This window comes from Haloferax profundi (assembly GCF_001469865.1).
GTDB classification, from domain to species: Archaea; Halobacteriota; Halobacteria; order Halobacteriales; family Haloferacaceae; genus Haloferax; species Haloferax profundi.
Genome location: NZ_LOPV01000651.1, coordinates 1 through 5350 on the forward strand (window position 1 = coordinate 1; position 5350 = coordinate 5350).

Annotated in this window: 4 protein-coding genes and 1 pseudogene; 1 reads left to right on the forward strand and 4 read right to left on the reverse strand. The window is 54.7% G+C overall.

Going from position 1 to position 5350, the window contains the following annotated elements; genetic code table 11:
• From AUR66_RS18440 to AUR66_RS18450, 3 genes are all read right to left on the reverse strand, one after another.
• A partial coding sequence (locus AUR66_RS18440; protein ID WP_058573595.1) for a hypothetical protein occupies positions 1 to 527 on the reverse strand: 527 nt, incomplete at its 3' end.
• A 149-nt stretch (positions 528 to 676) separates the two neighbouring features.
• Complete coding sequence (locus AUR66_RS18445) at positions 677 to 2335, reverse strand: hypothetical protein (RefSeq protein WP_058573597.1); 1659 nt, start codon at positions 2333 to 2335, stop codon at positions 677 to 679.
• Positions 2336 to 2429: 94 nt separating this feature from the next.
• The gene (locus tag AUR66_RS18450) at positions 2430 to 3200 is read right to left on the reverse strand and encodes an ABC transporter ATP-binding protein (RefSeq protein ID WP_058573596.1); all 771 of its coding nucleotides are present in this window, start codon (positions 3198 to 3200) and stop codon (positions 2430 to 2432) included.
• A 990-nt stretch (positions 3201 to 4190) separates the two neighbouring features.
• Here AUR66_RS18450 and AUR66_RS21510 point away from each other — a divergent pair.
• Positions 4191 to 4913: a hypothetical protein gene (locus AUR66_RS21510; RefSeq protein ID WP_157533232.1), complete on the forward strand. Its 723-nt coding sequence runs from the start codon at positions 4191 to 4193 to the stop codon at positions 4911 to 4913.
• Between the two features lie 99 nt (positions 4914 to 5012).
• On the opposite strand, the pseudogene AUR66_RS18455 reads toward AUR66_RS21510, so the two are convergent.
• Positions 5013 to 5350, reverse strand: a pseudogene (locus tag AUR66_RS18455) (class I SAM-dependent methyltransferase); the annotation flags it as partial.

Consider the following 5350-nt stretch of genomic DNA (forward strand, 5'->3'; position numbering starts at 1 on the left):
GCCGACGAGGCGGTCTCTTCGGCCTCATATCCGGCGAGGAATAGACTGTTGACGAACACGGACGCTGTTCCCGAAACCGGTTGGGTGACACCAGTGCCGTTTTCTTTGACGATGAACGTCACCCGGTCTCCACCCTGGTCCTCACGGATGAGTACTCTGTCCTCATTTTCGGTGATCAGTTCCCGACGCTGCTCGGCGTCTTCGCGCTCCTCTACCGAAATTCTGTGATAGACCGTTCCATTTGCGGTGGGTTGGTATGCCTCCGAAACGACGTCGTCATCTACAACCCTCTGATACCATCCACCATCGGTGGCTACGACACCGTCGAATGCTAGTCTCACCTCACCGTCTACGACGAGACTTCCTCTCGCGCTGTATGCGTCTGTATCGCTAACTGTGAATCGGTCGTTTGGAGGGTTTACCGAGTGTGGGTTAGACGTCGTGAACGGGTAGACAGCAGAGAGAACGAGTCCGAAGCACACCACCGCAAGGATACCACTGATGATCTTGGCAGTACGAGTCTCCATGCTCGTTCGTGGAGGTTAACAGATTGAACCTATCAAACCATCGGAAACTGGAATCCGACTAGTATCCACCAACTGCCTCCATCCTTCGAACACCAGAACCCAGTCGTGCTAGACACACATTGTATTCTAGAGCCACTGCCGTAACCAGCTCACATTGGGGGCGAGTACCGTTCGAACCGTCGTACTGCGAGCTGATAGGAGAGAACTGCGACGAGAATTCCACCGAGTAATAGGAGTCCTCCTGCAGTACGTCGGAACAGGTCGATGTCAATTCCTTGAACGCGAGTACCGAGGTCTCCGAACCACATTGCACCACTAATCAATAGCCCACCATCTCCACTCGCGATTAATTGGAGAAGAATTGCAGGGAGATACCCAACGACGCCAGCGACGACAGCACGGGCGAGTTCTGGATTGATGACGAGGAGTGCGAGAAAGCCAGCAGGAACCGTCGTGCTGATGAAATGGATCCCTGTCGTGAAGAGTCGTGGAGGAATCACCTCACGGCTCTGTCCAATACTGATAGCGCTGAACCGGGGGAACCACATTCCCACCGCTGGAGCAGTGGCCACTGCAACGAGAGTGGACAAAAGCCCGACCCCAACGATTCCATAGACTGTAACCGGCCCATATGAGCCAGCAAACATGGTAATGCCAGTCGTGAGGGTGACGAGGGTGAGCCCGAACACAATACCCGGAATCATCAACCCCCGAACGTACGTCGACCCTGGAAGTGAGAGGAGTGTGACCGGGAGCACTGCACCCTCGTCGCCGAATGGGTTCATCGCGAACGTCGCACCGGCGACCCACGGAAGAACGGCCGCACACGCGGGGCCGAGAAGCGACCACAGTGACCCACTCTGAATGCCTGAGCTGATGAAGACGCTTCCGAGCATCACGACTGGCAAGAGAAGAAAATTGAGTCGACGGGGGTCTCGTCGCGTCTTCAGCACACTCCACTGGGCGACACGACGCATTGGTCGCGGGATTTTCGACGGGAGCACGAGCGGTCGAATGGAGTCTGCTAGCCAGTCGGTGGTCTCCTCTGTGCCTGAACCCGTGCTCTCGAGAGTTGTCTCTTCGTGGCCACTTACTGGGTCAGTGAACCAGAGTCGAGTCGCCTCTCGTTCGACAAGTACCCCACCAAGTACCACAATAGCAACGCTCCCGAAGACGATGCTGGTGGCCCGAATTAGTGAACCTTGAACAGATGTCCCAATTACAGCGAGGTCTGCGAGCCACCCAATAGGAACCCACGCGAGTGCTGCTTGGTCAATCCCACCAACCTGTGGAAGCGTCACGAGGAGGTATACAGCCATCGCGGCGATGGCTGCGACACCCCCAAGGACGGTTTTATGCCGCGCGACAAAGGGTGACGTTGCGACGAGTAATGCGACTGCATAGCCGAGTACCATACCCACAACGACGGCGGTGACTGCGAGTAGTATGGCTGCCATCGGTATGACGAGTATACTCGCAATCGAGCCGAAGAGATAGGCACTCCCCACCGTCAAGACGAGCGTCGGGAGCCCGAGGTACGCGAGAACGCGGAGCGTCTCTGCAACGAATAGCCCACCAACAACCGTTCGGGCGGAGACCGTGGTGAGTATGAGCGGTTCGGCATCGATACGTGGGCGAGCAGAGGCAACGCGCTGTGTGGCTACGAAGACACCGAATAGCCATATGACTGCGACTGTCCCTCGTGCGAACGGTGGGAGCGCAAACGAACCCGCATCTCGGATTGCGTCGGCGAAAATGTAAACGAACCCTGCGAATGCGAGTGAAGGGAACAACAACCCTGCACCCATGAGTACTGCACGCGCTTTATCATCCCAAATCGCTCTGACGGACCGTCTGAACTCGAACGTCCCAATCCGAAGGGCGTGTCGAACCCAACCTTGTTCAACCATCGACAGCCTCTGGTGAGTGCTGTTCTGCTGGGTCGGTGCTCGTTATTTCGAGGAAGACCTCTTCGAGGGTTCGCGCCTCGCCTGTCTCAGCTCGTTTTGTGAGTTGTTCAGGGCTGTCTTCGGCGACGAGTTCACCACCGTAGAGGATACCGATAGTGTCTGCAACTTCCTCGACGACTGGGAGGATATGTGTCGAGAGGAACACTGTGGTTCCGCTGTCTGTGAGTTCCCGGATGAGTTCGCGTATCGTCCGAGCAGCGCGGGGATCAAGCCCTGATGTCGGTTCGTCGAGAAACACGACGTCAGGGTCGTGGAGGATCGCTTGGACGTATGCAACCTTCTGTCGCATCCCCTTCGAGTAGTCGGCGATTCGCGTTGACGCATCACTCGGTGAAAGGTCCAAGCGAGTCAGTAGGTCGTCGATTCGAGATTGAGTTTCGTTATGTGGGAGGTCACGGAGTCCAGCAACGTATTCAAGCTGCTCATACGCGGTAACTTGTTCGTACAGCGGTGGTTCCTCTGGGAGATATCCAATGTGCGGTCGAAGCCTATCGCGATCTGTAATCGAGGCACCGGCGACACTAGCACTCCCACTGGTGGGCACAGTAAGTCCCGTGAGCATCCGCATTGTTGTCGTCTTGCCTGCCCCATTCGGGCCGAGAAAACCATAGACTGTCCCTTGAGAGATTGAGAGGTCGACTGCATCGACAGCAGTCGTCGTATCGTATCGTTTCGTCAGTGAGTTCGTTTCGATAGCGCGCATTGGAGGGGTAGTGTGAGCGATATCGATTGGGCTATGGATATATTTACCTCATATTCCAATCCGTCGACATCGCGGCTCTCCTCTACCCGTGCTTTTTATCCGAGGGTTGAATTACAGAACGTGTGGCTCGAACATCGATTCACCGGCTCAGTAGTGTCGTCGCCGCGGTCGCCGTGAGCGGCGGCTTATACTGGCTTGTTGGCAATCTAGGCCTCGCAATAGCCACAGGTATCACTTGGGGCACAAGTCTCCTTCTCATCCTCCGAATGTCTCGTCTGTACCCATCTCATACGACTGGAAATGAGTGGGCTGACAAACGATGGACGGGTCTTGGAACTGGTCTCTTGACGCTTGCCGCCACTGTCGGGGTGAGTTCCTCGCTCCCGATTAGTGGCAATCTTCGTTTGGCGCTCGGATTTCTCGTCATCGGGGCGGGAACTGTAGGATACACGACTGCGACCATGGCAGAGATTGAACGCAAACAGGAATCCTGAGAGCAGATGTGGCTAGGCATTCACGAACCGACAGCATCGGTATGCCATTGGCCAAGATGTCGGGTGGGGAGCTAGTTTCAGCAGAGAACACAGATGCCGAGAGAATTGAGACCGGCCCCAAGTCCCAACCCAATTCCGGTACCAACGGTGATCCTCGACGTCGTCCGCCACGACTGTTCACTGAACCCATAGAGGAGTAATCCAATGGGAACCGACGAGAGAGCGGCCGCAGTCCACTCCGGTAGATACATGGAAAGATCGACCCAGAAATACAGAACAGTAGCTCCAATGCCGCTGAAAATAGCGAGAATTCGGTTCCATTGGAATTCGGACCAATGCAGCCCATCAAATGGTGGACCATCACCGATGAGCTCTCGTTTGGAGCGCATGATTGGACATCAGTCTCTCTGTATATGTGCTTTCGGTGACTCGACTTTCGCTTTGCCAGTGTGGATTGAAACAGGACTAAGCATGCTAAAGAGAGACTCCGAAACAGATGGCCAGTAGTTCTTCTGTCTTTGGTGTTCAACTGGACCGAGTTCGAGATACACCGACTCGCTATATCTTTGCGACGTTGGTCGGAAGTGATCGGTTTTGGAGAAGAATTGTGGTGGGCCTTCCGCTCGTTTTCCTCATCGCAACACCAATCCACAACGTGTTTGTTTCACTTGCTGCGGGTGTGCCGATTGTCCTCTGTTTGTGGTTGCTGTGGATGAGTCACGAATTTGTCCATCCACAATTAACCGTCGATTTGGAAAGTCGGACGTTGGTTAAGTCGAAACCGTACGGCACAGGTTCGTATTCACCAATCGATGTTGATGATTTAGACCATGTTTCGGTTATCCGATTCACCGATTCTGCCCTTGTGAAATTGCATTACTCCAGCTGGGCAGTTTCCAAACCACTGTCTGCGGCCATCGGTGCTTCAACGATCGATGATTTTGAGGCGCTACTCAAACACATGGATGTCGAAATTTCCATTTACGAGAGTACATTTCCGCCGTTGACGAGAAGCCCTATTCATATTCGAATCGTCGCAACCCCGATCGTGATTCTTGGGTCTTTGTCTTGTGTCTGGCACTTCTATGGGGCAGACGCCTTCTCGACCGGTGCTGTCGCGGTACCAGCGGCTACCTTGGTCATCTACGGACTATACGGATTTGTCTGGCAGTACCGACTTCGCAGGTCGAAAGATGAGTTTAGAAGAGAAAATCTATGAGGCTCTTCACCTGCAGATGAGCAAAGAGAGTGCTTTGGTGATGCTGATTTTTAGACACACCTGAAACCGATATTCCCGTAGATTGTTGCTGAAAGGGTGCTATCGGGTGGCGATGATGACACCGACCGATTCGGTGATGATTTCGATATCGGTGAGCGTGAAGCCTGCGCCTGCGAGGAGATTGGCGAGCGTTCCCATCCGTGGTAGCGTTTCGTACTCGTTTGGGGCCTGCGTCGGCCCGAAGTGCATCTTGTCGGCCACGACCATGCAACGCGGATTCAACGCCGCGAGTCCGTCGATGGCAGCGCGTAATTCGTCTTCGCCTCCTTCATCGTAGGCCATGTACAGAGCGTAGCTCGCAACGACGACATCAACTGGTTCGTCCACGTTCGGATCACGGAAGGACCCGTGGTCGAACGACACGTTCTCGATGCCGC

Bases quoted from the DNA above. Each gene is read 5' to 3' on its own strand.
- AUR66_RS18445 (WP_058573597.1), bottom strand. From the start codon at position 2,335: ATGGGTGCAGGGTTGTTGTTCCCTTCACTCGCATTCGCAGGGTTCGTT.
- AUR66_RS18450 (WP_058573596.1), bottom strand. From the start codon at position 3,200: ATGCGCGCTATCGAAACGAACTCACTGACGAAACGATACGATACGACG.
- AUR66_RS21510 (WP_157533232.1), top strand. From the start codon at position 4,191: ATGGCCAGTAGTTCTTCTGTCTTTGGTGTTCAACTGGACCGAGTTCGA.